This window comes from Janthinobacterium sp. RA13 (assembly GCF_000745325.1).
Taxonomy (GTDB): Bacteria; Pseudomonadota; Gammaproteobacteria; order Burkholderiales; family Burkholderiaceae_D; genus Janthinobacterium; species Janthinobacterium rivuli.
The window spans coordinates 793,067-817,786 of record NZ_JQNP01000001.1 but is presented as its reverse complement, the minus strand read 5'-3'; the positions used below and the strand labels follow the sequence as shown (position 1 = coordinate 817,786).

The 24,720-nt window shown below is 65.4% G+C and carries 18 protein-coding genes; 8 read left to right on the top strand and 10 right to left on the bottom strand.

The window, feature by feature from the left end:
* Positions 1 to 26 precede the first annotated feature (26 nt).
* Positions 27 to 2,468: a membrane-bound PQQ-dependent dehydrogenase, glucose/quinate/shikimate family gene (locus FG13_RS03460; RefSeq protein ID WP_035818420.1), complete on the bottom strand. Its 2,442-nt coding sequence runs from the start codon at positions 2,466 to 2,468 to the stop codon at positions 27 to 29.
* 309 nt (positions 2,469 to 2,777) lie between these two features.
* On the opposite strand from FG13_RS03460, the gene FG13_RS31145 reads away from it, so the two are divergent.
* From FG13_RS31145 to FG13_RS31055, 8 genes are all read left to right on the top strand, one after another.
* The gene (locus tag FG13_RS31145; RefSeq protein ID WP_081922401.1) at positions 2,778 to 4,457 is read left to right on the top strand and encodes a methyl-accepting chemotaxis protein; all 1,680 of its coding nucleotides are present in this window, start codon (positions 2,778 to 2,780) and stop codon (positions 4,455 to 4,457) included.
* A gap of 49 nt (positions 4,458 to 4,506) precedes the next feature.
* Complete coding sequence (locus tag FG13_RS03445; protein WP_035818416.1) at positions 4,507 to 5,145, top strand: Hpt domain-containing protein; 639 nt, start codon at positions 4,507 to 4,509, stop codon at positions 5,143 to 5,145.
* A 128-nt stretch (positions 5,146 to 5,273) separates the two neighbouring features.
* On the top strand, positions 5,274 to 5,900 hold the full coding sequence (locus tag FG13_RS03440) for a response regulator (protein ID WP_035818414.1): 627 nt from the start codon (positions 5,274 to 5,276) through the stop codon (positions 5,898 to 5,900).
* Between the two features lie 35 nt (positions 5,901 to 5,935).
* Entirely contained in the window at positions 5,936 to 6,298 is a 363-nt protein-coding gene (locus tag FG13_RS03435; RefSeq protein WP_051958446.1) for an Hpt domain-containing protein, read from the top strand.
* Positions 6,295 to 6,795 (top strand): response regulator, encoded by a 501-nt coding sequence (locus FG13_RS03430; protein ID WP_035818412.1) that lies wholly within the window; start codon positions 6,295 to 6,297, stop codon positions 6,793 to 6,795. The genes FG13_RS03435 and FG13_RS03430 overlap by 4 nt, the downstream gene beginning before the upstream one ends.
* 109 nt (positions 6,796 to 6,904) lie before the next feature.
* The gene (locus FG13_RS03425) at positions 6,905 to 8,587 is read left to right on the top strand and encodes a sensor histidine kinase (RefSeq protein ID WP_051958445.1); all 1,683 of its coding nucleotides are present in this window, start codon (positions 6,905 to 6,907) and stop codon (positions 8,585 to 8,587) included.
* Positions 8,588 to 8,634: 47 nt separating this feature from the next.
* Positions 8,635 to 12,075 carry a response regulator gene (locus tag FG13_RS28710; protein WP_081922400.1) on the top strand — a complete coding sequence of 1,147 codons (3,441 nt, stop codon included), beginning with the start codon at positions 8,635 to 8,637 and terminating at the stop codon, positions 12,073 to 12,075.
* Between the two features lie 16 nt (positions 12,076 to 12,091).
* The gene (locus FG13_RS31055; protein ID WP_268747009.1) at positions 12,092 to 12,217 is read left to right on the top strand and encodes a hypothetical protein; all 126 of its coding nucleotides are present in this window, start codon (positions 12,092 to 12,094) and stop codon (positions 12,215 to 12,217) included.
* Positions 12,218 to 12,224: 7 nt separating this feature from the next.
* On the opposite strand, the gene FG13_RS03415 is transcribed toward FG13_RS31055, so the two are convergent.
* The 9 genes from FG13_RS03415 to FG13_RS03375 form a co-directional block, all read right to left on the bottom strand.
* Positions 12,225 to 13,436 carry an NnrS family protein gene (locus FG13_RS03415; protein WP_035818409.1) on the bottom strand — a complete coding sequence of 404 codons (1,212 nt, stop codon included), beginning with the start codon at positions 13,434 to 13,436 and terminating at the stop codon, positions 12,225 to 12,227.
* Positions 13,437 to 13,564: 128 nt separating this feature from the next.
* Complete coding sequence (locus tag FG13_RS03410) at positions 13,565 to 14,227, bottom strand: response regulator (protein ID WP_034781594.1); 663 nt, start codon at positions 14,225 to 14,227, stop codon at positions 13,565 to 13,567.
* A gap of 23 nt (positions 14,228 to 14,250) precedes the next feature.
* On the bottom strand, positions 14,251 to 16,152 hold the full coding sequence (locus FG13_RS03405; RefSeq protein ID WP_035818406.1) for a type IV pili methyl-accepting chemotaxis transducer N-terminal domain-containing protein: 1,902 nt from the start codon (positions 16,150 to 16,152) through the stop codon (positions 14,251 to 14,253).
* A gap of 26 nt (positions 16,153 to 16,178) precedes the next feature.
* A complete protein-coding gene (gene moaA / locus FG13_RS03400) occupies positions 16,179 to 17,165 on the bottom strand; it encodes a GTP 3',8-cyclase MoaA (protein ID WP_035818403.1) in 987 nt (328 codons plus the stop codon).
* A gap of 102 nt (positions 17,166 to 17,267) precedes the next feature.
* Complete coding sequence (locus FG13_RS03395) at positions 17,268 to 18,029, bottom strand: peptidylprolyl isomerase (RefSeq protein ID WP_035818400.1); 762 nt, start codon at positions 18,027 to 18,029, stop codon at positions 17,268 to 17,270.
* Between the two features lie 15 nt (positions 18,030 to 18,044).
* Positions 18,045 to 18,731, bottom strand: a complete 687-nt coding sequence (gene narI, locus FG13_RS03390; RefSeq protein ID WP_035818397.1) for a respiratory nitrate reductase subunit gamma — start codon at positions 18,729 to 18,731, stop codon at positions 18,045 to 18,047.
* A 34-nt stretch (positions 18,732 to 18,765) separates the two neighbouring features.
* The gene (gene narJ, locus FG13_RS03385; RefSeq protein WP_235211653.1) at positions 18,766 to 19,434 is read right to left on the bottom strand and encodes a nitrate reductase molybdenum cofactor assembly chaperone; all 669 of its coding nucleotides are present in this window, start codon (positions 19,432 to 19,434) and stop codon (positions 18,766 to 18,768) included.
* A gap of 9 nt (positions 19,435 to 19,443) precedes the next feature.
* Positions 19,444 to 20,994 carry a nitrate reductase subunit beta gene (narH, locus tag FG13_RS03380; RefSeq protein ID WP_034751243.1) on the bottom strand — a complete coding sequence of 517 codons (1,551 nt, stop codon included), beginning with the start codon at positions 20,992 to 20,994 and terminating at the stop codon, positions 19,444 to 19,446.
* A 1-nt stretch (position 20,995) separates the two neighbouring features.
* Positions 20,996 to 24,694: a nitrate reductase subunit alpha gene (locus FG13_RS03375; RefSeq protein ID WP_035818391.1), complete on the bottom strand. Its 3,699-nt coding sequence runs from the start codon at positions 24,692 to 24,694 to the stop codon at positions 20,996 to 20,998.
* Positions 24,695 to 24,720 lie beyond the last annotated feature (26 nt).

Below are 24,720 nucleotides of genomic sequence, written 5' to 3'. Positions count from 1 at the left end.
ATCCCGCAGCATGCACATTAAGCCCTTTACTTTTTCTTCTCCACCGCCTCATCCGGCAAGGCAAACGCCACCAGGCTATCGCCCATCTTCGTCCCCAGCGAACCGTGGCCGCCGGCCATGACGACGACATATTGCTTGCCCGTCTTGTCTGACACGTAACTCATCGGCGTGGCCTGGCCGCCGGCTGGCAGGCGGGCTTTCCATACGGTCTTGCCATTGCGCACGTCGTAGCCGCGGATATAGTAGTCGAGCGTGCTGCTGAGGAAGGCCACGCCGCCGCCCGTGGTGCTGATGCCGCCCAGGCTGGGCACGCCCAGCGGCAAGGCGATGGGCACGGGGGCGCTGTCGCGCGTGGTGCCGTTCTTGTGCATCCACACTTTTTTCATGGTGCGCAAGTCGACGGCGGCGATATAGCCCCATGGCGGCGCCTGGCATGGGAAGCCCAGCGGCGAAAGAAAAGGCTTGATTTCCACGGCAAACGGCACGCCCGTCTGCGGCTGCAAGCCCATTTCCGAGCCCGTGCCGCCCTTCGCGTTGGCTTGCGCGCGCGGCACCAGGCGTTCCAGGAAGCCCATGTAGTCGGGGTTCACCAGCAGCAATTGACGCACGGGGTCGACGGCCGCCCCGCCCCACTCGAAGATGCCGAGCGGGCCCGGCGAGATGATGGCGCCCTTGATCTTGCCTTCGGCCACCGTTTGCGGCGTGAACGGCCCTTCATAGCGGTGCTGGCGGAAGATGATGCGGCACGCCAGCTGATCGAACGGCGTCGTACCCCACATATCCGTTTCGCTGATGTTTTTCTCGGGCAAGAAAGTGAGGGCCGAAAACGGCTGCGTGGGCGACAGGCGGTCGCCGGGCGCCGGGTTGTTCGTCGGCACGGGTTTTTCCGGTGCCGGCACCACCAGACTGCCATCGCGGCGGTCGATTACATAGATATCGCCCCGCTTGGTCGTGGCCACGACGGACGGCACTTTACCTTTCGGCGTGTCGATATCGACCAGGGTGGGCTGGCCGCCGATATCCATGTCCCAGATATCGTGGTGCACGGTCTGGTACACCCAGCGTACCTTGCCCGTCGCCAGATCCAGCGCGACGATGGCGCTATTGTATTTCTCGCCATGGGGATTGCGGTTGCCGCCCCACGTGTCCGGTGTTTCATTGCCCATCGGAATGTACACCATGCCCAGCTTTTCATCGACGCTGGACACGCCCCAGGAATTGGGCGAGTTGTTGGTGTACGTCTTGCCGTCGGCAATCGGCGCCGTGTCGTCGGGGTTCGAGGCATCCCAGTTCCACATCAGCTTGCCGGTGACGGGATCGTAGCCGCGGATCACGCCGGACGGCTCTTCCGTGGAAAAATTGTCGGTCACGCTGGCGGCCATCACCACCACGTTCTGCGCCACGGCCGGCGGCGACGTCGGCATCAAAAAGCCCCGCTTCTTCATGCCCATGCCGTGGTACAGGCCGATCACGCCGTTTTCGCCAAAGCTTTTGCACGCTACGCCCGTATCGGCATTCACGGCGATCAGGGTGGCATCCATGGTGGGCGCGAGGATGCGGCGCGGGCATTCCATGCCGGCCGCCTCGGGTGCCGGGTCGCCCTTGGCGCGGCCCGCGTTGACGTCCCAGTAGGCGACGCCGCGGCAGATCATGTGCTGGTAGCTCGATGCGTCGCGGTTGATCTTCGGATCATGGCGCCAGATTTCCTTGCCCGTATCCGGATCGAGCGCGATGACGATGTTATGCGGCGTGCACAGGTACAGCATGCCGTTTACCTTCAGCGGCGTGACTTCGTTGGCGATCTCGCCCGGATCGTTCGGGCCCTTGAAGTCACCCGTGTTGTAGACCCACGCCTGTTTCAGCTGCGCAGCGTTGGCCGGCGTGATCTGCGCGGCCGGCGCGTAGCGGTCGCCATAGCCGGAGCGGCCATACGCGGCCCAGTCGTTGGGCGCCACGCCGGGCGCAAAATCGCCTTGCGGCGTGGCCGCCATGTTTTCGGCCGGCACTTCGCCATGCAGGGTGTAATAGTCCTGGAACAGGGAGAACACGCCCACGGCGGCGGTGACCAGCACGGCGGCCGTCAGCGCGCTCTTGCCCGCGTCGCGCGGTTTCGCCCCGACCGTCAAGGGCGGATCGAGGCGGCGGTCGACGAACGGCAGCAGCAGCCAGACGGCGGCGGCGAACCAGATATCGAGGCGCGGCAGCAATTGCCACCAGTCGAATTTCACTTCGATCACGGACCAGATCAGGGTGGCGAACAGCAGCAGGGCGAGAAACAGCTGGGCGCTGCGCCGCCCCTTCCACACGAGCGCGCCCGCGATGAGCATGCCGATGCCGGCCACGACGTAATACCAGGAGCCGCCAAGGCTGACGAGCCAGGCGCCGCCGCCGGCAAGCGCCAGGCCCAGCAAGATGAAGATGACTGCGGTGATGACAAGCAAGGGTCCAGGCCGGGCAGAGGCAGTCATGATGCTCCTTTACAAGAGTCAGTCGGCGGCACGCGCCTGCGCACCGTATTTGATGGCAATCAAGGAATTCATTTTTTCACTAATCGGCAAAGCGTGCCACACGCCAGAAGGCCAGGTACACGCCGTGTGGCTTTTTATACACGGCCTGACGGTCCAGCCCGTCACAATCATGCGATTTTGATGAAAAACATCGATTAAAATAAATAAACAACAAATTTCTCGAATAAAACAAATTTATGTCGTAAAATAAAAAAACAGACAGACCAAGCATTTCCGTGATTTTTCACTTTCCCTGGAGCGGCGCCCATCATGACCATCGCTAAACGCCTGTACGCATTGATCCTTTCCGTCGTCTTTGGACTGGCCGCCCTGGCGGGCTTTGGCATCTACCAGATGGACCGCGTGTACACGGCGGCCAGCTATGCCACCGTCAACACCGTTCCCAGCCTGCTGACCTTGAACCAGGCGTTCGTGCCGTTCGCGCAGATGCGCACGGCCGTCTGGCAGCACATGGCCAGCAAGGATGCCGCCGGGCGCGACAAGCTGGAAGCGGGCATCACGGAAGCGCGCGCGGCGGTCGGCAAGGCGCTCGACCAGTATGAAAAAGAAGACATCACCGATGAACAGGACCGCGCGCTGCTGGCCGCCGAGCGTGCCGTACTGCTGCGCTACGACACGCTGCGCGACAAGGTGCTGGCCCTGTCGAAAGCGGGCGAACCCGGCGCGGCACGCGACTTGCTGATGGCAAGCCAGCCCATCATCAAGGAACTGGTCGACGCCCTTGCCGCCCACCACCGCTACAACGAAACCCTGGCCGCCAGGGGTGCGGCCGACGGCGCCGCCGCCGCTGCCAGCGCGCGCTGGATTGCCATCGGCCTGGCCCTGGCCGTGACGGCCCTGGTGGCCGGCATGGGCCTGCTGCTGGCGCGGCGCATCGCCGCCTCGCTGGACGGCGCCATCGGCGTGGCCCGCACCATCGCCGGCGGCGACCTCAGCGTGCAGGTCCGCGCCGCCTCGAACGACGAGGTGGGCCAGCTGATGACGGCCCTGGCGGACATGAGCGGGAGCCTGGTGCGCATCGTGGCCGAAGTGCGTTCCGGCACGGATACCATCGGCACGGCGTCAAGCGAGATCGCGGCAGGCAACCTGGACCTGTCGGCGCGCACGGAGCAGCAAGCCGGTTCGCTGGAAGAAACCGCCTCGGCCATGGAAGAACTGACGGCCACCGTGCGGCAGAATGCGGACAACGCCCGCCAGGCCCAGCAAATGGCCGTCAGCGCCTCGGACAAGGCGCAGCGGGGCGGCCAGGTGATGGGCGACGTGATACGCACGATGGAAGCGATCGACAGCTCGTCCAACAAGATCGCCGACATCATCGGCGTCATCGACGGCATCGCCTTCCAGACCAATATCCTGGCACTGAATGCGGCCGTGGAGGCGGCGCGCGCCGGGGAGCAGGGACGCGGCTTTGCCGTCGTGGCCACCGAAGTGCGCAACCTGGCGCACCGTTCCGCGGCGGCCGCGAAGGAAATCAAGGTGCTCATCAGCGACTCCGTGCAACAGGTGCAGCAAGGCGGCAAGCTGGTCCGGCAGGCCGGCGCGAGCATGACGGAAGTGGTTGACACGGTACGCAGCGTTACCGACATCGTCAGCGAAATCTCGGCCGCCAGCGTGGAGCAAAGCACGGGCATCGAGGAAATCAACCGCGCCATCACGCAGATGGATGAAGTCACGCAGCAGAATGCGGCCCTGGTCGAGCAAGCGGCGGCGGCATCGCAATCGCTGCAGGAGCAGGCGGCCAGCCTGGCCGGCGTGGTGGGCTCCTTCAAGCTGGCGCAGGGGCAAGCCGGCGCGGCGCCCCAGGCGCCTTCAGCCCGGCGGCCCGCACAACACAAGGCCACGCTCAGGCTGGTCGCCACGCGCCCCGCAGGCCAGGCCAGAAACACAGCCCCGGCCGCCGCCGATGCGGGCGACTGGGAAGTATTTTAGGTCCGCCGTCACGCAGGATCACTAGCATAGCCCGTACTGGAGCACTGCCATGAACGCCTTTCTCTCGATCCACCCCTTCCTGCGCTGCGAAGACCTGTCGCTGATGCGCCCGGCGCTGGCGCTGGCAGGCTTGCTGTTGCTGCTGGCCGCCCTGCTCTGGCGCCGCAAGCGCTGGCGCCAGGCCGGCCGCGCGCCGGCCGCCAGCGGCGCGCCGTCCGATCTGCATGCGCTGCTGCAAATGCGCAAGACGGCCCCGCAGGCGAAGGCGGCTGGCAGCGCACCGCCGCCAGCCCCCAAGGCACCGGACACGCCGCCGTTCGACGCACCCCGCCTGGACGCCATGTTCGGCTACGACCGGCGCCTGCAGGGCGAGATTCTGGCCCTGTTCGTGGCCGAGACGCGCGACCGCCTCGCCGGCATCGCCCATGCGCTGCGCTGCGAGCGGACCGCCCCGGCAAGAGTGCTGGCGCAGGAAATTCTCGACGGCAGCCAGTCCATGGGCCTGCTCCCCTTGCAGGCGCTGGCGCGCCAGGCCGTGCATGCAGGCTTTTCCAACGATATCGGCGCACTGCGCCGACTGCATGCGGAACTGCTGATGGCGCTCGATGCGCTGTCGCAAGCCGTCACGGCCCTGCAAACGGGCGCGGCGCTGGCTGACGACCGCAGCGGCGTCGGCAGCCGGCCATGAGCACGCGCCAGACCACGGCTCGCCACATGCAAAGTTTTTAGTGAATTCATCTAATTCGTTGAAATTGATTTTTTATGCACGATTGCGTATCATCCCCTTCAACTACATCCGCGACCATAAAGCCCATCATGCACACTGCAGACGTTTGCACTACCCAAAAGGCTGCCGAAATCCTCGGCATCTCGGTCACTTCGGTGCAGCAACTGGTCGAGGCAGGCGTCATCGAAGCCTGGAAGACCAAGGGCGGCCACCGGCGCATTCCCCTTGCGGCCGTCGAAGCGTACAAGGGCAATCCCGGCCAGCCGGGCCAGGACCAGCGCGCGGCACGCGCCAGCCGCCCCGCCCCATCGGGCCGCCCGCCCTCGATCCTGGTCATCGAAGACAATCCGATCGAACGCGCGTTGTATGAAAAGCAGATCGGTTCATGGGGCTTGCAGGCAAGCTTGCGCTTTTGCGAAAACGGCTACCAGGCGCTGATGGAAATCGCCCGCGACCAGCCCGACATCCTGCTGGCCGACATCATCATGGAAGGCATCGACGGCTACGAGGTGATCCGCACCATCCTGGCCGACCCGCTGCTGGCGGAGATGCACATCGCCATGCTGTCGAGCCTGACGCCTGAGGAACTGGAAGAACGGGGCGGCGTGCCGCCCGGCGTGGTGTTCTTTGCCAAGCCCGTCAATTACGACGAGTTGCGCGGCTATCTGCGCGCCTGTTGCGCCGGCCATGCCCGGCGCAACAGCCTGGCCGCATAGGTCGCCACCGCCTCCCCCTTCGTCACGGAGCCGCCATGCCAGCCTATCGCCACATCGATCCTGCCGTGCTGTTCCACGCCACCGGCCACGACCTGGAGATGTTCCGCGCCCTGTCGCAGACCTACCTCGATACGTCGCCGGCCATGCTTGCGCGCGTCGAGCAGGCCGTGCGCGGCGGCGCGGCGCAAGCCATCGTGCACAGCTGCCATACCTTGCGCGGCACCGTCGCCCTGCTGGGCGCCAGCGCCCTGGTGGCGCGCCTGGCGGAACTCGAACAGCTGGTGCGCCACCAGGGCGTGGCGGCACCGTGCTGGCTGGCCGAAACGGCCGCGCTGGTCGGAGAAGTGGAGCGGGAGGTACGCCGCAGCATGCTTGACTACACGGGTGTACAGGCATGAACGGGGGCCAGGAGCGCGGCGCGGCCATGGCGCCGCAACCGGGCGAAGAAGCGGCCTCCCTACCCGCACCTGCCCCGGAACCGGGCGCGCGCATCCTGCTGGTCGAGGACACGGCGCTGAACCGCCAGCTCGTGTGCCTGCAGCTGGCCGGCCGCGGCTACAGCATCGACACGGCGGAGAACGGCGCGCTGGGCCTGCAGGCGCTGGCCGCGCAGCCATACGACCTGGTGCTGATGGATTGCATGATGCCCGTCATGGACGGCTATCAGGCGTGCCTGGCCCTGCGCGCCGGCGAAGCGGCCAGCGGCGCGCCGCGCCTGCCCGTCATCGCCCTCACGGCCGGCGTCACCGGGGATGACCGGCAGCGCTGCGCGGCGGCCGGCATGGACGATTACCTGTCCAAACCCTTCACGGCCGCCCAGCTGCGCGATATGGTCGAGCGCTGGCTGACACGCCAGCCGCCCGGGCCGGCGTCCGATACAACACTTCCCACATAAAAATCATTTTATTCGATAAAATCAATTATATTCGCTATAATTGATTCATATTGACGCGCGCCGGTGACGCCGGACATCCACGCGTAACGCTTTATCCTGCGGAGGCGGCATGCGGCAGCACACAGATGGCAAGGCCGTGGCCTGGGAGCGCTGGGATGCGCGCACCCTGCTGTCGCTCTTCATGGCCATCCTGCTGGCGGGGCTGTGGAGCATCACCGTGCTGCAACTGCGGCACGCCCACGACGCCGCCATCGCCGCCGGCGGGCGCGATGCGCGCAGCATGGCGCGCGTCTTCGACGAGCACGCGATCCGCACGATCGAGGCGGCGGACCAGGCGGCCACCTACCTGCGCAGCCGCTACCAGGCGCTGGGCAACCGCCTCGACATCGTGGCGGACCTGCGGCAAGGCCTCAATCCAGGTCCCCTGTACAACCTGTTCAGCATCATCGACGAACACGGCGACACGGTGCTGTCGAGCCGCCCCTTCCAGCCGACCAATCTGGCCGACCGCGAGCACATCCGGGTACACATGCAGCGCGACAGCGGCGAACTGTATATCAGCAAGCCGGTGCTGGGCCGCGTGTCGAAAAAATGGTCGCTCCAGATGACGCGCCGCATCAACCACGCCGATGGCCGCTTCAAGGGCGTCGTGGTGGTCTCGATGGACCCGTATTACTTTACGCGCCTGTATGATGAAGTCGACCTGGGCGAGAACAGCTCCATCGCGCTCGTCGGCAGCGACGGCGTGGTGCGCGCGCGCCGGGTCGGCGCCGTCAATACCATCGGCCAGGATGTCGGCGACAGCAAGGTATTTGCCCTGATGCGTGGCGGCGCGCGCGGCAGTTTCACGGAGCGCAGTCCCGTCGACGGCACGCTGCGCCTGTATGCGTTCGAAAAACTGGCCGGCTACCCGCTCTACGTGCTGGTCGGCCTGGACCACGACACCATATTGGCCGACTACGTTTCGCGCCGCGACCAAGCCTTGCTGATGGCGGCCATCACGAGCGCGCTGATCGTGCTGTCGTGGGCCGCGCTGGTGCTGCTGATCGGCCGCCTGGTCGACAGCCGCGCCAGGGCCATCGCCGCCAGCGAGGCCAAGTCGCGCTTCCTGTCGAACATGTCGCATGAACTGCGCACGCCCCTCAACGGCATCCTCGGTTTCTCCGAGCTGCTGCAGGAACAGCTGCGCGAGCCGGAACAAGCCGCCTACGCGCAAACGATACACGACTGCGGCCGCCAGTTGCTGTCCATGGTCGAGGCGGCGATGGAATTGAGCGCGCTCGAGCACGAGCAGGTGCGGCTGGCGCCGGGCGCCGCGTCCCTGGACCAGCTGCTGGAACTGGCGCTGGCGCCGCACCGGCCGCGCGCCGCGCACAAGGGCTTGCAGCTGGCCGCGCAAGTCGCGCCCGCCACGCCGCCCGGCATCGATTGCGACCGCGTCCGCCTGGTGCGCGTGCTCGATATCCTGCTCGACAACGCCATCCGCTACACGGCCGCGGGACGGGTCGACGTGCACGTCATGCACAGCGGCGCCGAGCTGCAGATCGAGGTGCGCGATACGGGCATCGGCATCGCGCTGGCGCGGCAGGACGACATCTTCGACAAATTCTCGCAGGCCGACGACTCGCCGAGCCGCGCCCATGGCGGCGCCGGCATGGGCCTGGCCATCGCGCGCCAGCTCGTCACCCTGATGGGCGGGCGCATCGGCGTGACCTCCGCGCCGGGCCGCGGCACCGTCTTCCGCCTGCACCTGCCGCTGGGCGGCAAATTGACCACACTATCAACTGCATAGTCGTGGCAAAAGTTGTTCTTCGTGCATATCGGGTATAGCATCGCCACATGAACCTCCACCCAGATGCGGCGGCAGTGCGCAGACGATTGATCGAATGGCTGTTTTTCCTCCTCGGGCTGCTGATCATGGCTGCCGCCCTCGCCTACGCGCACCTGTCTGAAGTCTCGCGGCATGACGCGGCCGAACGCGAGCGGCTCAGCGTGCTGACGGCGCTGCTGGCAAAAAACATCGAAGTCGACCTGGCGGCGACCAACCTGGTGCTCGACGGCGTGATCCGCGACTACCTTGGCGCCGGCGCCGCTCCCGACGCCGGGCTAGCGCTGCCCCGGCGCCTGGCCGCGCTGGTCGACGCCATGCCGGGCGTGCGCACCATGCTGGTCATCGACGCGAATGGCAAGCCGGTCGCCACCAACATCCCGGAACTGGCCGGCCAGGACTTTTCGCGCCGCGGCTACTTCCAGACGGCGCGCAACGCGCCCGATGCACGCATGCTGTACATCTCGGCGCCTTTCCTGTCCTTCAAGCGCGACCTGGTCATCACGGCGGCGCGCATGGTGCAGGACCGGCAAGGCCGCTTTGCCGGCGTTGTGGTGGCCACCTTCGACCCCGAATACTTCACGGCCAAGTTCCGCACCGCCATGTATGCGGCCGATGTCTGGGCCGTCGTCGTGCATGGCGACGGCCGGCAATTCCTCAACTATCCGGCCAGAAGCGCGAACGGCGGCAATGTGGACCTGCCCGGCAGCTTCCTGCGGCGCTTCCGCGACAGCGGCTTTCAGGCGGGCGTGCTGAGCGGCGTCGAGATTGCCGGCGCCGGCGGCGCCGCCTCCCCCCGCGTCATGGCGATGGCGACCATCGCCCCCGCCGCGCTGCGCATGGACCGCGCCCTGATCATCGGCCTGAGCCGCGAAGAGGCGGCCATCGCCGCCCCGCTGCGGCGGCAGGCGCTGAGCTACATCCTCGGCTTTACCATGCTGGCGCTGGCCGGCGCCAGCCTGCTGTTCTGGAGCCAGCGGCGGCGCCGGCAGCAAGCCGCCTGGCAGGTGGAACAGGAAAGGGAGCGCCAGGCCATGCAAGCCGTGTCCGACAGCGAAACGCGCTTTCGCACCCTGATCGAAGATGCGCCCGTGGCCATCGCCATCCTGCGCCATGGACGCTTCGTGTATTCCAATCCCCGCTACCGCCACCTGCATGGCTATGCCCCCGAGGATGACCTGAGCGGCCTGGCCTGGCGCAGCATGCTCACGGCCGCCTCGCAAGTGGCGCTGGCAAGCAACGAAGCGCTGATCGAGGCCGATTCGGCCAGCGAACAGATGTTTGAAGCCGTCGGCGTGGACAAGCAGGGCCGGCCCGTGCCCATCCTCAAGACCAGCACGCGCGTGATGCTCAAGGATGGACCGGCCACCCTGATTTTTGCCCAGGATATTTCCGCGCAAAAGCAGGCCGAGGCGGCCATGCTGCTGGCGCGCGACGGGGCCGAAGCGGCCAACCGCAGCAAGGCGGAATTCCTCGCCAACATGAGCCATGAAATCCGCTCGCCGCTGAACGCCATCCTTGGCATGGCCTGGCTGCTGGAAAGGGGCAGCCAAGACGAAGAAGGACTGCTGATGACGCGCAAGATCCGCGCCGCCGGCCAGTCCCTGCTGGGCATCATCAACGATGTGCTGGACGTGTCGAAAATCGAGGCGGGCCACATGACCATCGAACAGGCGCCGTTCCGCCTGGCCGAGGTGATCGAGAAGATCGCCGCCAGCATGGGCGTGGCCGCGCACGACAAACCGGTCGAGGTGCGCATCGGACCGCTGCCCGACGGCATCGACCACGTGCTCGGCGACGCGCTGCGGCTGGAGCAAGTGCTGGTCAACCTGGGCAGCAATGCCATCAAATTCACGCCGCAGGGCACGGTCGAGCTGCTGACGACGCTGGACAGTCGCGACGGCGACGCCGCCGTGCTGCGTTTTTGCGTGCGCGACACAGGCATCGGCATCGCCCCGGAAGTGCAGGAGGCGATCTTTTCCGCCTTCGCCCAGGCCGACACGTCCACCACGCGCCGTTTCGGCGGCACGGGCCTGGGCCTGACCATCTGCCGCCAGCTGGTGCGCCTGATGGGCGGCACCCTGCACCTGCAAAGCGCCCTGGGCCAGGGCAGCGCCTTCAGTTTTACGGTGCCGGTGCGGCTGATACCCGCCGGCACCCCGTCCTCGCCCGGCATGCAGGGCATGCAGGATCTGCGCGTCTTGCTGGCCGATGGCAAGGCCGGCACGCGCGAGGCCGTGGCCGCCGTGGCGCGCGGCCTGGGCTGGCACGTGCATGCCGTATCCGGCGGCCAGGCCGCGCTCGATTATGCGCTGGCCTGCGCCGACGACGCGCGCCCCGGCGTGGTGTTGCTGGCCGCGCGCATGCCCGACATGGAAGGGGAAGCCGCGGCGCGCGCGCTGCGCGAATACTTGCCGCCGCAGGACTGCCCCGTCGTCATCCTGGCCGCCAGCGGCGCGCCGGCGACGTCACCCGCGCGGCGCGGTACCGACCCGGCCAATGCCGCCGATGCCATCCTCAACGAACCGGTGACGGCTACGAGCCTGTACCACGCGACGATGGAGGCGCGCCAGCAGCGCGCCATGGCCGCCGGCCTGGACGCCAGTCTGGTGCCACTGGAAGAGCGCCAGCTGGCTGGCGTGCGCGTGCTGGTGGTCGACGACAGCGAGATCAACCGCGACGTAGTCAGGCACATCCTGTGCGACCAGGGCGCCTTGCCCTCGTTCGCCTGCGATGGCCAGCAGGCGCTGGACTGGCTGCTGGCCCACCCCGACGACGTCGACATCGTGCTGATGGACGTGCAGATGCCCGTCATGGATGGCTTGCAGGCGACGCGCGCGCTGCGCCAGCTGCCGCAGTTTCAGGATTTGCCCGTGGTGGCGCTGACGGCCGGCGCCTTCCAGACGCAGCGCACGGCGGCACTGGAAGCGGGCGTCAACCATTTCATCAGCAAGCCGTTCGACGTGCCGCAGACCATCGCCCTGGTCGCGCGCACGCACCGGCGCCATGCGCAAGGCTTGCCAGCCCTGCCGCCGGTCGTGGCCGAAGGCGCGATGCCCGTGCCGCCGGGCGGCGCGGCGCCTGTGATCGACCTGGCGCAAGGTCTGGCGCAGTGGCTCGATGAAGCGCCCTACCGCCAGCACCTGTCGCGCTTTGGCGACACCTACAGCAACACGGTAGGCGCCATGCGCGCGCTGCTGGCGGCCGATGCACGCGACGACGCGGCCGCGCTGGCGCACAAGCTGGCCGGCGTGGCCGGCAGCCTGGCCCTGCCCGCCACCCTGCATGCGGCCCGGCATGCGGAACAGCTGCTGCACGCGGGTGACGATGCGGCCGCCGCGCTCGATGCACTGGAACAGGCGCTGGCGCACGCCATCGAAGCCGCCGCCGCCTTCACGGCACAGACGCCGGTCGTCCAGGCGCCCGTGCCAATGACAAACCTGTCAACATGAAAACTGGGAGAACACCATGATCTGGTGCAGGGATTTGCTGCTGAAGGCCATCATGCTGGCCCTGCTGCTCTTCGTCGTGGGCGATTCGCTGTCCTACTGGACGCCGGAAATCAGGGAACTGATAAGCTGGCGCCCTTCCTGACCCTGGCCTAGCCTTCGCGGCCATCGACCCTGGCGCGCCACAGGTACGGCGCATACACGCACGCATACAGGCCAAAGGCCAGCGACCAGCAGGCGCCAGCCGCCAGCAGCAGCGGCATGGACAGCGTAGCGGGACCGACGGCGGCCAGCAGGCGCGCCAGCGCGCCCAACTGGATCAGCCAGTACATCGCCGCCTCCGCCCTGCCGCCCTTGAGCACACGTCCCGTGTGACCCAGGGTGGTGCGCGTCATCATGCCGATGATCAGGCCCGCCATCGAGCCCACGGTCAGCGCGTGCAAGGCGGCGCTGGCCGGCAGCAGGCCCAGGCTGGCGGCCGCCAGCAGCGCGAAGCCGATGCCGATCCACGCATACGACAGGTGCAATATCCACAGCAGCGGCACGCGCAAGGTGCGCTGCGGCTGCCAGGCCAGCAGGTTGGCCAGCGACACGCCGCTTGCCACGAGGGCCAGCGGCGCCGTCAGCCAGGCTGGCGCGCCGGCCAGCCACGCGATCGCGGCAGCCGCCATGCAGGCCACGGCGACCAGCGCGCGCTTCGGGCTGGCCACGGGCGTGCTGCCAGGTGCGCCATTGCGGGTAAACATGGGGATCACGCGCGCGCCGATCACCGATTCGATCAGCACGATGATGAAGATGGCCGCCTGCACGGGCAGGAACAGCGACAGCGGCAACCAGCCCAGCACGGCTGCGTGGAACAGGCCATTGGCCAGCGCCAGCAGGGCCAGCAGAGCGACGAGGAACAGGTTGCGCGTATTGCCCGAGCGGCGCAGCACCAGGTACAGGGGCCAGGCCGCCAGCGGCAGGAACAGCCAGTCGACCAGCGCCGGCAACAGGCCGGGACCGCACAGCATGGCCACGCGTCCGGCCAGCCACAGCCCCACCAGCGCCATCAGCTGCGCGCCGTGCGGCGTGGGCAAGCCCGTCCAGTTGCGCCCTGCCGTGTAGAGGAAACCAACGACGACGGCCAGCGCGAAGCCGAACACCATTTCATGCATATGCCAGCCCAGGCCTACTTGCAAGCCGCCCGTCAGCCAGCCCGCATAGCTGGCCAGCCACAGGGGAATGCCGAGGGCCGCGAACACGGCCGCCAGCAGATAAAACGGGCGAAAACCCAGTTGCCAGACGGCGTGGCCGGCCTGCCAGGGCGCGGCGCCTGCCGTCGTGGAAGGTGGGGAAGGTTCGCTGATCGGGGTAATGGCCATGATGGGCTCGCTTTTAAAGATATATTCAATATACTACTTTAAAAGCGCAAGGACATCCATCGGCAAAAAGGACTAGAGAGAGATATTCGCCATGGGGTCCGGCCCGGCGGGTCAGACCCCGACTCGGGCTATTTGCCCTGGCGGTGCTCGACCGCGTACACGGCCGCCTGCACGCGGCTGGTGAGGTTGAGTTTTTTCAGCACGTTCTGCACGTGGATCTTGACCGTGCTTTCGGCCAGGTCCAGCGTGCGGGCGATGCCCTTGTTGCTCTCGCCGCGCGACAGGCAATCGATGATTTCCTTTTCGCGTGGCGTGAGCTTGTCCAGTTCCGACACGGGTTCCTCGCGCCGCGTGCCCGCCTGCAGCTGCGCCACCAGTTTGCCCGTCATCGCTTCGGCGATGACGACTTCACCTGCCGCCGCACGGCGGATGGCGCGCACCAGGTAGTCGGCGTCGATATTCTTGATCAGATAGCCGCAGGCGCCCGCGCGCAGGGCCGTCGCCAGGTCTTCCGCATCTTCCGACACGGTCAGCATGACGATGGCCGTATCGGGGCAGTCGTGCTGCATCAGCTGCAGCGCTTCCACGCCGGACATGCCGGCCATGTTCAGGTCCAGCAGCACCACGTCGGGCTGCAGCTGGATGGCGCGCTTGATGCCTTCCACGCCATCGGCCGCCTCGCCCACGACGGAAAAGTCCGTGTGCCGCTGCAGCAGCGAGCGTATGCCGCTGCGGAACAGCGCGTGGTCGTCCACCAGCATGACGGTGATCGGTTTATCGGGTGTCTCCATTTTTTATACTTTCAGGTAGTTACTCAGGCGGCGCGGCGCTGCTCGCGCGACAGATGCAATTCGACCGTGGTGCCGCCGCCCTGGCAGGCATGCACGTCGAACGTGGCCTCGATGCGCTGCGCGCGCTCGCGCATGATATGGATGCCGACATGGCTGTCGCCCTTTTCCAGCACGGCGGCGGCGTCGAAGCCAACGCCATTATCGCTGATCGTCAGCGTAAAATCCTGGTGATCGGCGAGGCGCACTTCGACGTGGCTGGCCTGGGCGTGCTTGCGGATGTTCGACAGCGCTTCCTGCACGATGAATAATAACTGCAATTGCTGCTCGCGGGGGAATGGCGCGCCGTCCACGTCAGCCAGCAGATCGGCCTCGATGCCCGTCTGGCGGCGGAATTTGTCCACCGCCGCGCGCAGGGAGCCGATCAAATCATCCTCCATCAATCGGCTGCGGAAGTTGGCCAGCAATTCGCGCACGTCTTCATAGCTTTCCTTCACGCCTGCATGCAGGGCCGGCACGATGCCCGCCACCTCGTCGAAACGCGCGTTGCGCACGGAGTCGTCAAGCATCTGCACTTGCAGATTGAGGAAATTGAGGCTTTGCGCGATGCTGTCGTGCAGGCCCTGCGCCACCAGGTTGCGCTCTTCGGAAATGGCCATCTCGCGCTCGCGCGCGGCCAGGCGCAGGTTTTCCAGCGCGATGCCCAGCAGCTGGCCCAGGGTTTCCAGCAAAGCCAGCTCGCGCGCGGAAAACACGCGCGCATGGCGGAAATGCAGGTTGAAGAAGCCCAGGTGCTGTTCGTGCGCATGGATATGGAAGACGGAAACGGTGGCAAAGCCTTCGCGGTGGCAGCGCAGCTCGTGCGCCTTGTCGATGCGGCGCATGTCGTGCACCTTCGCCACTTTCATTTCGACGGCCGTGCCGCACAGGCAGTCGCCCACCTTCAGGCAGTGCTCGGACGCCACCAGTTCTTCGGACAGGCCCGTATGCACCACCATGTGCAGGTTGCCGCGCTCGGCGTCGAGCACGCGCACGGTGGAGCCGTCCGCCTCGAAATAATCGACGATGCGCTGCATGAAGCCGCCGCAAATGTCTTCCAGGGGCTGCGGGCGCTGCAGGAAAGCGGCGCTTTCGTACAGCAAGGCCAGTTCGCGGTTGCGGTATTCGAGCGTGGCCGTCTTGCTGCGCACGCCCTCTTCCAGGTTGCCGTACAGCGCCTGCAGGCGGTCGGCCATCTGGTTGAAGCCACTGGCCAGCTGGCCGAATTCGTCATTGCTTTCGACGGCCAGGCGCACGCTGAAATCGCGCTCCTTCATGCGCTGCATGCCCAGGCGCAGGCGCGTGACGGGCTCGATGATGAGCATGAACATCAGGTAAATCATGCTGACCGTGCCGATGACGGCCATGCCGACGAGGATCAGTTGCGAGGCGCGCAGCCAGAAGGTGCGCTGTTCGCTATCGTGCTCGATCAGGCGCACCAGTTGATCGACCTGTCCCACAAAGGTGTCGGCGTCATGCTCGAACTGGCGCGCGCGCGCGGTGGAGTCCGCGGCCAGGGCCGACGGGCGCAAGGCGCCGCGCCAGGCCGTGCCGATGCGTTCGAATTCGGACTTGATGGCCGTGCTGGGAGGCAGGAACAGGGGGCGCTGCGGATCGCCGTGGCCGATCTTGGCCAAGGTTTCGTCGATCAGCAGCACTTGCTGGCGCGCCTGTTCGCGCGCGTCGCTGGCAAGCAGCAGAGTCAGGCGGTAGGTCTGCATGCGCAGCCGGCCCGTCTCGTTGATGGCGGCCGAACTGCCTTCGAGCTGCCACGACAAAAACAGGGTGCAGCCGATGGCGCTCAGGGCCAGCACCAGCATGAGCAGCAGCGCGCCGACGATCTTGGTCGACAGCTTCTGCCAGGAGGAAAACATCGCTTTAAATTTCATACACCCTTTACTTGGCACCGCCCCGTTCAGCCTCCGGTTTGGGCCATAAAACGGATAATCTTGTCTGGCTGCGTATTGAAATCATGCTGCTGCGGCTTGAGTTCGATGGCGGCGCGGATCGCCGCTTCGATCTCCGCATCCGTGGCCCCGCCGCGCAGCATGGGGCCGAGGGCGAATTTCTCTTCCTGGCCCAGGCACAAATACAGGGTACCATCGACGGACAGGCGCACGCGGTTGCAACTGGCGCAAAAATGCTGCGACATGGGCGTAATAAAACCGATGCTCGAGCGTCCATCGGCTGTCGCCATGTAGCGCGCCGGCCCGCCGCCCAATTCCTGCGCCTGCGGCACCAGGCCAAAACGGGCCGACAGGCGCTCGCGCACGGGACCGAGCGGCATGTAGCTGGCATTGCGGCCCGTACTGCCCATCGGCATGGCTTCGATCAGGCGCAGAATGAACTGCTGCTCGATGCAAAACGCCGCCATGGCCTCGATCTGGCCGTCATTGATGCCGCGCATGGCCACCATATTGATCTTGATCGGGTCGAAACCGGCCGCCTTGCCCGCCATCAGACCATCGAGAATCGGCTGCAGGCTGTCGCGCCCCGTGATCTGCTGCATGCAGGCGCGGTCCAGCGAATCGAGGCTCACGTTGATGCGGTCCACGCCCGCCGCGCGCAAGGCCACGGCGTGCTTGCCCAGTTGCGTGGCGTTGGTCGACAGCGACAGGTCCTGCAGACCGGGCAGCGCCGTCAGCTTGCGCGCCAGTTCCGGCAGATTGCGCCGCAACAGCGGCTCGCCGCCCGTCAGGCGCACGCGGCGCGTGCCGAGGCGAACGAAGATGGCCATCAGGCGCTCGATCTCGTCGAACGTCAGCCAGTCCTTCGGCTCCTCAAAGCCGCGAAAGCCCTTGGGCATGCAGTAACTGCAGCGCAAGTCGCAGCGGTCGGTGACGGACAGCCGCACATAATCGATCGAACGGCCAAAACGGTCCTGCAACTTGACGCTACCCATGACGCTACTCCTGATTCTTTCGTGATTGTAAAGGCTGGGGCACGATCTGGCTGTGCCCCAGAAGGCCTAGCGGCCTACGCCTTTCGGCCTACGCACTTCTACCTACTGAACCAGCGGACTGGCCGTGCCTTCGACGCTTGCACCTTCCAGTTCGATGCCCGCGATCTCGGCGCGCCCCACCAGCAAGTGCAGATACTGGTGCACGGCGCGCTGCCACGCGGCGCGCGACAGGCGGTCGGCGATCTGCGCCTGCACGGCCTCGTAGGCGATGGCCTGGCCTTCGACCCGGCGCAGCACTTGCACGATGTGGTAGCCGAAACGCGTTTCCAGCAAATGGCCGGCCAGCGCGCCCTCTTCCAGGCGGAACAGCAGCGCGTCGAATTCCGGCACACTCTGGCCCGGCGACAGTTGGCCCAGATTTCCTCCCAGGGCGCCCGACGGGCAGTTCGAATACTGCGCCGCCAGCTCGCCGAAGCGCTCGGGCGCCAGTTTCAAGGCGTCGAGCACGGCCTGCGCCGTCGTGCGCAGCAGTTCCAAAGGCGCCTCGGGCGTCACCTGGAACAGGATGTGGCGCGCCTCGACCAGCGCCCCGCTGCAAAACAGCTGCGGGCGCTGCGCATAAAAGGTGCGGCAAGCCGCATCGTCGGCGGGCGGCACGCGCACTTCCTGCGCGAACAGCGCTTCGATGCGGTCATCAATACTGCCGCCCTGCACGCCGAGGCGGTCGGCTTCGTCCAGCAGCAGCCGGCGCAGCACCAGTTCATGCACGGCCTGTTTCAACGGATTGCCGGCACCATCGTGATGCGGCAGTTCCTGCGCGATGTCGGCATCGTCGATATCGATGCCATTGACGGAGATTCCCATGATGTAGCTCCTTTCTTAGCGGCGGCGAACCAACTGGTAAGCGCGGCCCAGGTAACCGATGGCGCCAAAGCCGCTCCACACGTGCACCAGACGGGTGAACGGGAAGATGACGAACAGCGACATGCCCATGAACAGGTGCAGCTTGAACACCAGCGGTGCATCGACGATGAAGCTGGCCGCGTCGCCGCGGAAGGTCACGATGTGCTGCGCCCAGTTCATCAGCAAGACCATCATGTGGCCATCCATGTGCGACGCCGAGACAAAGATCGACGACAGGCCCAACAGCAAGGTCAGCAAAATCCACAGCATCACCAGCTTGTCGCCGGCCGTGGTGACGGCGCGCAGCCGGTCGTTACTGAAGCGGCGCACCAGCAGGATCAGGATGCCGACCAGGCACAGGCCGCCCATCACGCCGCCGGCCGCCATGGCCACGCCCTGCTTCAGGCTGTGGGACACGCCCAGCGTGTCCCACACCCAGACGGGGGTGAGCAAGCCGGCCGCATGGCCGAACAGCAGGCCGATGATGCCGAGGTGGAACAGGATATTGCCCAGGCGCAGGCTGCCGCGGTGCAGCAGCTGGCTGGAATCGGACTTCCACGTATATTGCTCGCGGTCGAAACGGATCAGGCTACCCAGGAAAAAGATGGCCAGCGCGATGTATGGATAAATGCCATACACAAATTGATGCAAATAATTACTCATGATGTACTCTCCTCATGCGGGCGCAAGCGGCCAATTAAGCAGCGCGCCGCGGCTGCGGGTGAAAATGCACGGGATGGACGCCGCCCGGAACTTGGCCCGGACCTTGGCGCAGCAACGGCTCGACGCCGTCCGCACCGGGACCGAAGGTTTCCAGCGCTTCGTCCATGTCGCGCACCGGCGGTTCGGCCAGCATTTCCGCCGCCACGGGGCTCAGGCGTTCGAGCACGGTGAAGACGGGCGCATACGGACTGCCGTTGGCCGTCAGCTTGCGGCCGATGTGCGCCAGCACGTGGACGGCGTCGCCCAGCAGCGGCGCCGAAACTGCCTCGTCGAGCTGCGCCAGGAATTCCAGGAACAGCGGCACGAAGTCGGGCAAGTCGTCGCCCACCATTTGCAGGCCGTGGCGCTTGTATTCCTCCATCAGGTCGACCATGGCCTGGCCCCGGTCACGCGATTCGCCGTGGATATGCTCGAACAGATGCAGCGAGTGCGACGGATTGCGGTCGAACGTGGCCACGTACTGCTGCTGCAGGTCGATCAGGCTGCTGCTTTCCAGGTGCGCCAGCAAGGGCCGCAGCAGCGCGTGCTGTTCCGGCACGGCCGCCAGCGCGGCGTCCAGCTGCGGCAGGTGGGCGATCAGCTCGGGCTCCGGATACAGCAGCAGGCGCGAGAGGATTTGGTAGTGATGCATAGCGTGTTCCATATCAGCTCCTTAAGCGCCTGGCGCCGTTTTGCGCGACTTCGGCATCTGCATGAAGATGGCCGAACCGTGTTTTTTCTTGCCGAACAAGGTCGGTTCGCTGGTGCCGTCCGAGCAGCCGTTGCCGAAGCTGAAGCCGCACGAACCCTTCTCGTTGAAGCTGTCCTCGGCCATTTCCTTGTGGCTGCTGGGGATGACGAAGCGGTCTTCGTAATTGGCAATGGCCATGATGTGGTACATGTCCTCCACCTGCGCCTTGCTCAAACCCACTTGCTTGAGCACCGTGAGGTTCTCCACCTTTTCAACCGTCTTGCTGCGCATGTAGGCACGCATGGCCAGCATGCGGTCCAGCGCCGTGACGATGGGCGGCTGGTCGCCGGCCGTCAGCAAATTGGCCAGGTACTGCACCGGAATGCGCAGGCTTTGGGTGTCCGGCAGCATGCCGTTCACGCCCAGCTTGCCCGATTCGGCGGCCGCCTGGATCGGCGACAGCGGTGGCACGTACCACACCATCGGCAAGGTGCGGTATTCGGGATGCAGCGGGAACGCCACTTTCCACTCGACGGCCATCTTGTAGACGGGCGACTTGACGGCCGCTTCCAGCCACAGGTCGGGAATGCCCTGGCGACGCGCCTCGGCGATGATGGCCGGGTCGTGCGGATCGAGGAACAGGTCGAGCTGCGCCTGGTACAGGTCCTGCTCCTGCGGCACGGAGGCGGCAGCCTCGATCTTGTCGGCGTCGTACAGCAGCACACCCAGGTAGCGGATGCGGCCCACACACGTTTCCGAGCACACGGTAGGCTGGCCCGCTTCGATGCGGGGGAAGCAGAAGGTGCACTTCTCCGCCTTGCCGGACGACCAATTGTAGTAAATCTTCTTGTACGGGCAACCGGAGATGCACATGCGCCAGCCGCGGCACTTGTCCTGGTCGATCAGCACGATGCCGTCGTCTTCGCGCTTGTACACGGAGCCGGATGGGCACGACGCCACGCACGTCGGATTGAGGCAATGCTCGCACAGACGCGGCAAGTACATCATGAAGGTGTTTTCAAACGTGCCGTACATCTCCTTCTGCATGTTGTCGAACAGTTTATCCTTGCTGCGCTGGGCAAACTCGCCGCCCAGGTCATCTTCCCAGTTCGGACCCCACTCGATTTTTTCCATCTTTTTCCCCGTCAGCACGGAGATCGGACGGGCCGTCGGCGGCGTCTGCGACAGCGGCGCGCTTTGCAGGTGCTCGTAGTCGTAGGTGAACGGCTCGTAGTACTCGTCGATGGCGGGCAGGTTCGGGTTGGCGAAGATGTTCGCCAGAATCTTCAGACGGCTGCCCTGGCGCGGCTCGATCTTGCCCGCATCCGTGCGGCGCCAGCCGCCGTTCCACTTGTCCTGGTTTTCCCACTGTTTCGGATAGCCGATGCCGGGCTTGGTTTCCACGTTGTTGAACCATGCGTACTCGACGCCGTCGCGGCTGGTCCATACGTTCTTGCAGGTGACGGAACAAGTGTGGCAGCCGATGCACTTGTCCAGGTTCAGCACCATGCCGATTTGCGCTCTGATTTTCATACTATGCTCCTTCTTCCTGCAACGGGCCTTCGAGCCAGTCAACCTTGTTCATCTTGCGCACCAATACGAATTCATCGCGGTTGGAGCCCACCGTGCCGTAGTAATTGAAGCCGTACGCCAGCTGGGCGTAGCCGCCGATCATGTGCGTCGGCTTGGGCACGGCCCGCGTCACCGAGTTATGGATGCCGCCCCGCTTGCCCGTCATCTCCGCGCCAGGCACGTTGATGATCTTTTCCTGGGCGTGATACATCATCGTCATGCCGGCCGGGATGCGCTGGCTGACGATGGCACGCGCCGTCAGGCTGCCGTTCACGTTGAAGACTTCGATCCAGTCGTTGTCGACGATGCCGGCCGTCTGCGCGTCCGTCTCCGACAGCCACACGTGCGGTCCGCCGCGCGACAGGGTCAGCATGCGCAGGTTGTCCGAATATGTGGAGTGGATGCCCCACTTCTGGTGCGGTGTGAGGAAGTTCAGCGCCAGTTCCTTGTTGCCGTTCGGCTTGGTGCCCAGCAGCGCTTCCGTCGTCTTCGTGTTGATGGCCGGCTTGTACACGCACAGTCCCTCGCCGAAATCGCGCATCCACAGGTGATCCTGGTAGAACTGCTGGCGGCCCGTCAGAGTGCGCCAAGGGATCAGTTCATGCACGTTGGTATAGCCGGCCGTGTAGCTGACTTCTTCGCTTTCCAGGCCCGACCACGTCGGCGAGGAAATGATCTTGCGCGGCTGCGCCTGCACATCGCGGAAGCGGATGCTGTCATGCTCGCGCGGCAGCGCCAGATGCGTGTGGTCGCGTCCCGTGATGGAGGACAGCGCGGCCCAGGCTTTCACGGCCACGTGGCCATTCGTTTCCGGCGCCAGCGACAGAATCATCTCGGCCGCATCGATGGCCGTATCGAGGCGCGGCTGGCCCTGCGACACGCCTTCTTCCAGCACCGTGCGGTTGATGCCGCGCAGGACGTCCACTTCATGCCCCGTTTTCCAGGAAATGCCCTTGCCGCCATTGCCGATGGTTTCCAGCAGCGGGCCGATCGAGGTGAACTTCTTGTACACGTCGCGGTAATTGCGCTCGACCACCGTCATGTTCGGCATGGTCTTGCCGGGGATGGCGTCGCATTCGCCGGCGCGCCAGTCTTTGGGATCGAAAGGCTGACCCAGTTCACCCGGAGTGTCGTGCATCAGCGGCGTGAGGATGATGTCTTGTTGGGTGCCCAGCAGCTCGCCGCCGATTTCCGAGAATTTCTCGGCCAGCCCTTTGTAGATTTCCCAGTCCGACTTCGATTGCCACAAGGGCTGCACGGCTTCGGACAGCGGGTGGATGAACGGATGCATGTCCGACGTGTTCAAGTCGTCTTTTTCGTACCAGGTGGCCGTCGGCAGCACCACGTCGCCATACAGGCAGGTGGTCGACATGCGGAAGTCCAGCACCACCAGCAGATCGAGCTTGCCTTCGGCGGCCGGGCGCACTTTCACCTGTTTCGGCGTGATGCAATCGTCTTCGTCGCTGAGCAAGCCATTCTGCGTACCGAGCAGGTACTTCAGGAAGTACTCGTGGCCCTTGCCCGAGCTGCCGAGGATATTCGAGCGCCAGACAAACATATTGCGCGGGAAGTTGGCCGGGTTGTCCGGGTCGTCGCACGAGAACTGCAACTGGCCCGCCTTGATCTGGTCGAGCGCATATGCGGCCGGCGCCTGCCCTGCCGCCTTGGCGGCCTTGGCCACTTCCAGCGGATTGGTTTGCAGCTGCGGCGCCGATGGCAGCCAGCCCATGCGTTCCGCCTTGGCGTTGTAGTCGAGCAGGGTCAGGTCGCCCGTGCCGCCGGCCGCCGATGGCGAGGCGATGTCGCCCGTTTCCAGCTTTTCGTGGCGCCACTGGCTCGTGTGGGCATAGAAGAACGAGGTGCCGTTCATCTGGCGCATCGGACGCACCCAGTCCTGGGCGAAGGCCAAAGGTGTCCAGCCCGTTTGCGGACGCAGCTTTTCCTGGCCCACGTAATGGGCCCAGCCACCACCGGACTGGCCGATACAGCCGCACATCATCAGCATGTTGATGATGCCGCGGTACGTCATGTCCATGTGGTACCAGTGATTCAGGCCGGCGCCCACGATGACCATGCTCTTGCCGCGTGTCTGGTCCGCGTTTTCCGCGAATTGGCGCGCCACGGTGATGACGTCGGCGCGTTTCACACCTGTGTGCTTTTCCTGCCATGCGGGGGTGTACGGCACGTCGTCGTCATAGCTTTCCGCGACATTGGCGCCGCCGAGGCCACGGTCGATGCCGTAGTTGGCCAGCGTCAGGTCGAACACGGTGGTGACGAGGCCCGTCGTGCCGTCGGCCAGGCGGATGGTTTTCACCGGCACCTTGCGCAGCAACATGTCGGACGCGTCCTTGCCGCCGAAGTAGGCGAAGCCCACTTCCGTGACGGCGTCGCTGTCGTTGATCATGGAGAGCATCGGCACGATGGGCGCGCCGCTGCCGCCGGCCTTCTGTTCCAGATTCCACTTGCCCGACTCGCCCCAGCGGAAGCCGATGGAGCCGGCCGGCGCGGTAATGGCGCCCGTGGTCTCGTCGATAACGAGGGTTTTCCATTCCGGATTGTTGGTTTCGTCGAGATTGTTGTCCAGGTGCGAAGCGCGCAGGAAGTAGTCGGGCACCAGAGTGCCGTTATGCTCCTTGAGCAGCACCAGCATGGGGAAGTCCGTGTACTGGCGCGCATAGTCGCGGAAGTAGGCGCTCTGCCCTTCCGAGTGGAATTCCTTGAGGATGACGTGGCCCATGGCCAGCGCCAGCGCGGCGTCCGTGCCCTGCTTCGGCGCCAGCCAGATGTCGCCGAACTTCACCATTTCGCCGTAGTCGGGCGAGATGGCGACTGTTTTGGTGCCCTTGTAGCGCACTTCCGTGTAGAAGTGGGCGTCCGGCGTGCGCGTCATCGGCACGTTCGAGCCCCACACCATCAGATAGGTCGAGTTGTACCAGTCGGCCGATTCCGGCACGTCCGTCTGCTCGCCCCACACTTGCGGGCTGGCCGGCGGCAAGTCGCAGTACCAGTCGTAGAAGCTCAGGGCCACGCCGCCGATCAGCGACAGGTAGCGCGTGCCGGAGGCATAGCTGACCATGGACATGGCGGGAATCGGCGAGAAGCCGACGACGCGGTCCGGGCCGTATTTCTTGATCGTCAGCGCATTCGCGGCGGCGATGATTTCATTCGATTCATCCCACGTGGCGCGCACGAAGCCGCCCAGGCCGCGGATGGATTTGTACTGCTGCGAGCGCACGGGGTCCTGGCTGATCCAGTCCCAGGCCGTGACGGGATCCATGGTCTTGCGCGCTTCGCGCCACATTTCCATCAGGCGGCCGCGCACCATCGGGTATTTCACGCGCTGCGCCGAATACACGTACCAGGAATAGCTGGCGCCGCGCGGGCAGCCGCGCGGTTCGTGGTTCGGCAGGTCGGGCCGCGTGCGCGGGTAATCGGTTTGCTGGGTTTCCCAGGTGATCAGGCCATTCTTGACGTACACCTTCCAGCTGCACGAGCCGGTACAGTTCACGCCATGCGTGGAGCGCACGATCTTGTCGTGCTGCCAGCGCTGGCGGTAGGCGTTTTCCCAGGTACGGTCTTCATCGACCACGGTGCCATGGCCGTTTGAAAACGGCTCGGCGGGCTTGCTAAAAAATTTCAGGCGGTCCAGAAAGTGACTCATGCTACCTCCACATTGCGCCGCCGACA

Excerpts from the sequence above, each read along its gene's own strand:
- FG13_RS03460 (WP_035818420.1), bottom strand. The coding sequence starts at position 2,468 with ATGACTGCCTCTGCCCGGCCTGGACCCTTGCTTGTCATCACCGCAGTC.
- FG13_RS31145 (WP_081922401.1), top strand. The coding sequence starts at position 2,778 with ATGACCATCGCTAAACGCCTGTACGCATTGATCCTTTCCGTCGTCTTT.
- FG13_RS03445 (WP_035818416.1), top strand. The coding sequence starts at position 4,507 with ATGAACGCCTTTCTCTCGATCCACCCCTTCCTGCGCTGCGAAGACCTG.
- FG13_RS03440 (WP_035818414.1), top strand. The coding sequence starts at position 5,274 with ATGCACACTGCAGACGTTTGCACTACCCAAAAGGCTGCCGAAATCCTC.
- FG13_RS03435 (WP_051958446.1), top strand. The coding sequence starts at position 5,936 with ATGCCAGCCTATCGCCACATCGATCCTGCCGTGCTGTTCCACGCCACC.
- FG13_RS03430 (WP_035818412.1), top strand. The coding sequence starts at position 6,295 with ATGAACGGGGGCCAGGAGCGCGGCGCGGCCATGGCGCCGCAACCGGGC.
- FG13_RS03425 (WP_051958445.1), top strand. The coding sequence starts at position 6,905 with ATGCGGCAGCACACAGATGGCAAGGCCGTGGCCTGGGAGCGCTGGGAT.
- FG13_RS28710 (WP_081922400.1), top strand. The coding sequence starts at position 8,635 with ATGAACCTCCACCCAGATGCGGCGGCAGTGCGCAGACGATTGATCGAA.
- FG13_RS31055 (WP_268747009.1), top strand. The coding sequence starts at position 12,092 with ATGATCTGGTGCAGGGATTTGCTGCTGAAGGCCATCATGCTGGCCCTG.
- FG13_RS03415 (WP_035818409.1), bottom strand. The coding sequence starts at position 13,436 with ATGGCCATTACCCCGATCAGCGAACCTTCCCCACCTTCCACGACGGCA.
- FG13_RS03410 (WP_034781594.1), bottom strand. The coding sequence starts at position 14,227 with ATGGAGACACCCGATAAACCGATCACCGTCATGCTGGTGGACGACCAC.
- FG13_RS03405 (WP_035818406.1), bottom strand. The coding sequence starts at position 16,152 with ATGAAATTTAAAGCGATGTTTTCCTCCTGGCAGAAGCTGTCGACCAAG.
- moaA (WP_035818403.1), bottom strand. The coding sequence starts at position 17,165 with ATGGGTAGCGTCAAGTTGCAGGACCGTTTTGGCCGTTCGATCGATTAT.
- FG13_RS03395 (WP_035818400.1), bottom strand. The coding sequence starts at position 18,029 with ATGGGAATCTCCGTCAATGGCATCGATATCGACGATGCCGACATCGCG.
- narI (WP_035818397.1), bottom strand. The coding sequence starts at position 18,731 with ATGAGTAATTATTTGCATCAATTTGTGTATGGCATTTATCCATACATC.
- narJ (WP_235211653.1), bottom strand. The coding sequence starts at position 19,434 with ATGGAACACGCTATGCATCACTACCAAATCCTCTCGCGCCTGCTGCTG.
- narH (WP_034751243.1), bottom strand. The coding sequence starts at position 20,994 with ATGAAAATCAGAGCGCAAATCGGCATGGTGCTGAACCTGGACAAGTGC.
- FG13_RS03375 (WP_035818391.1), bottom strand. The coding sequence starts at position 24,694 with ATGAGTCACTTTCTGGACCGCCTGAAATTTTTTAGCAAGCCCGCCGAG.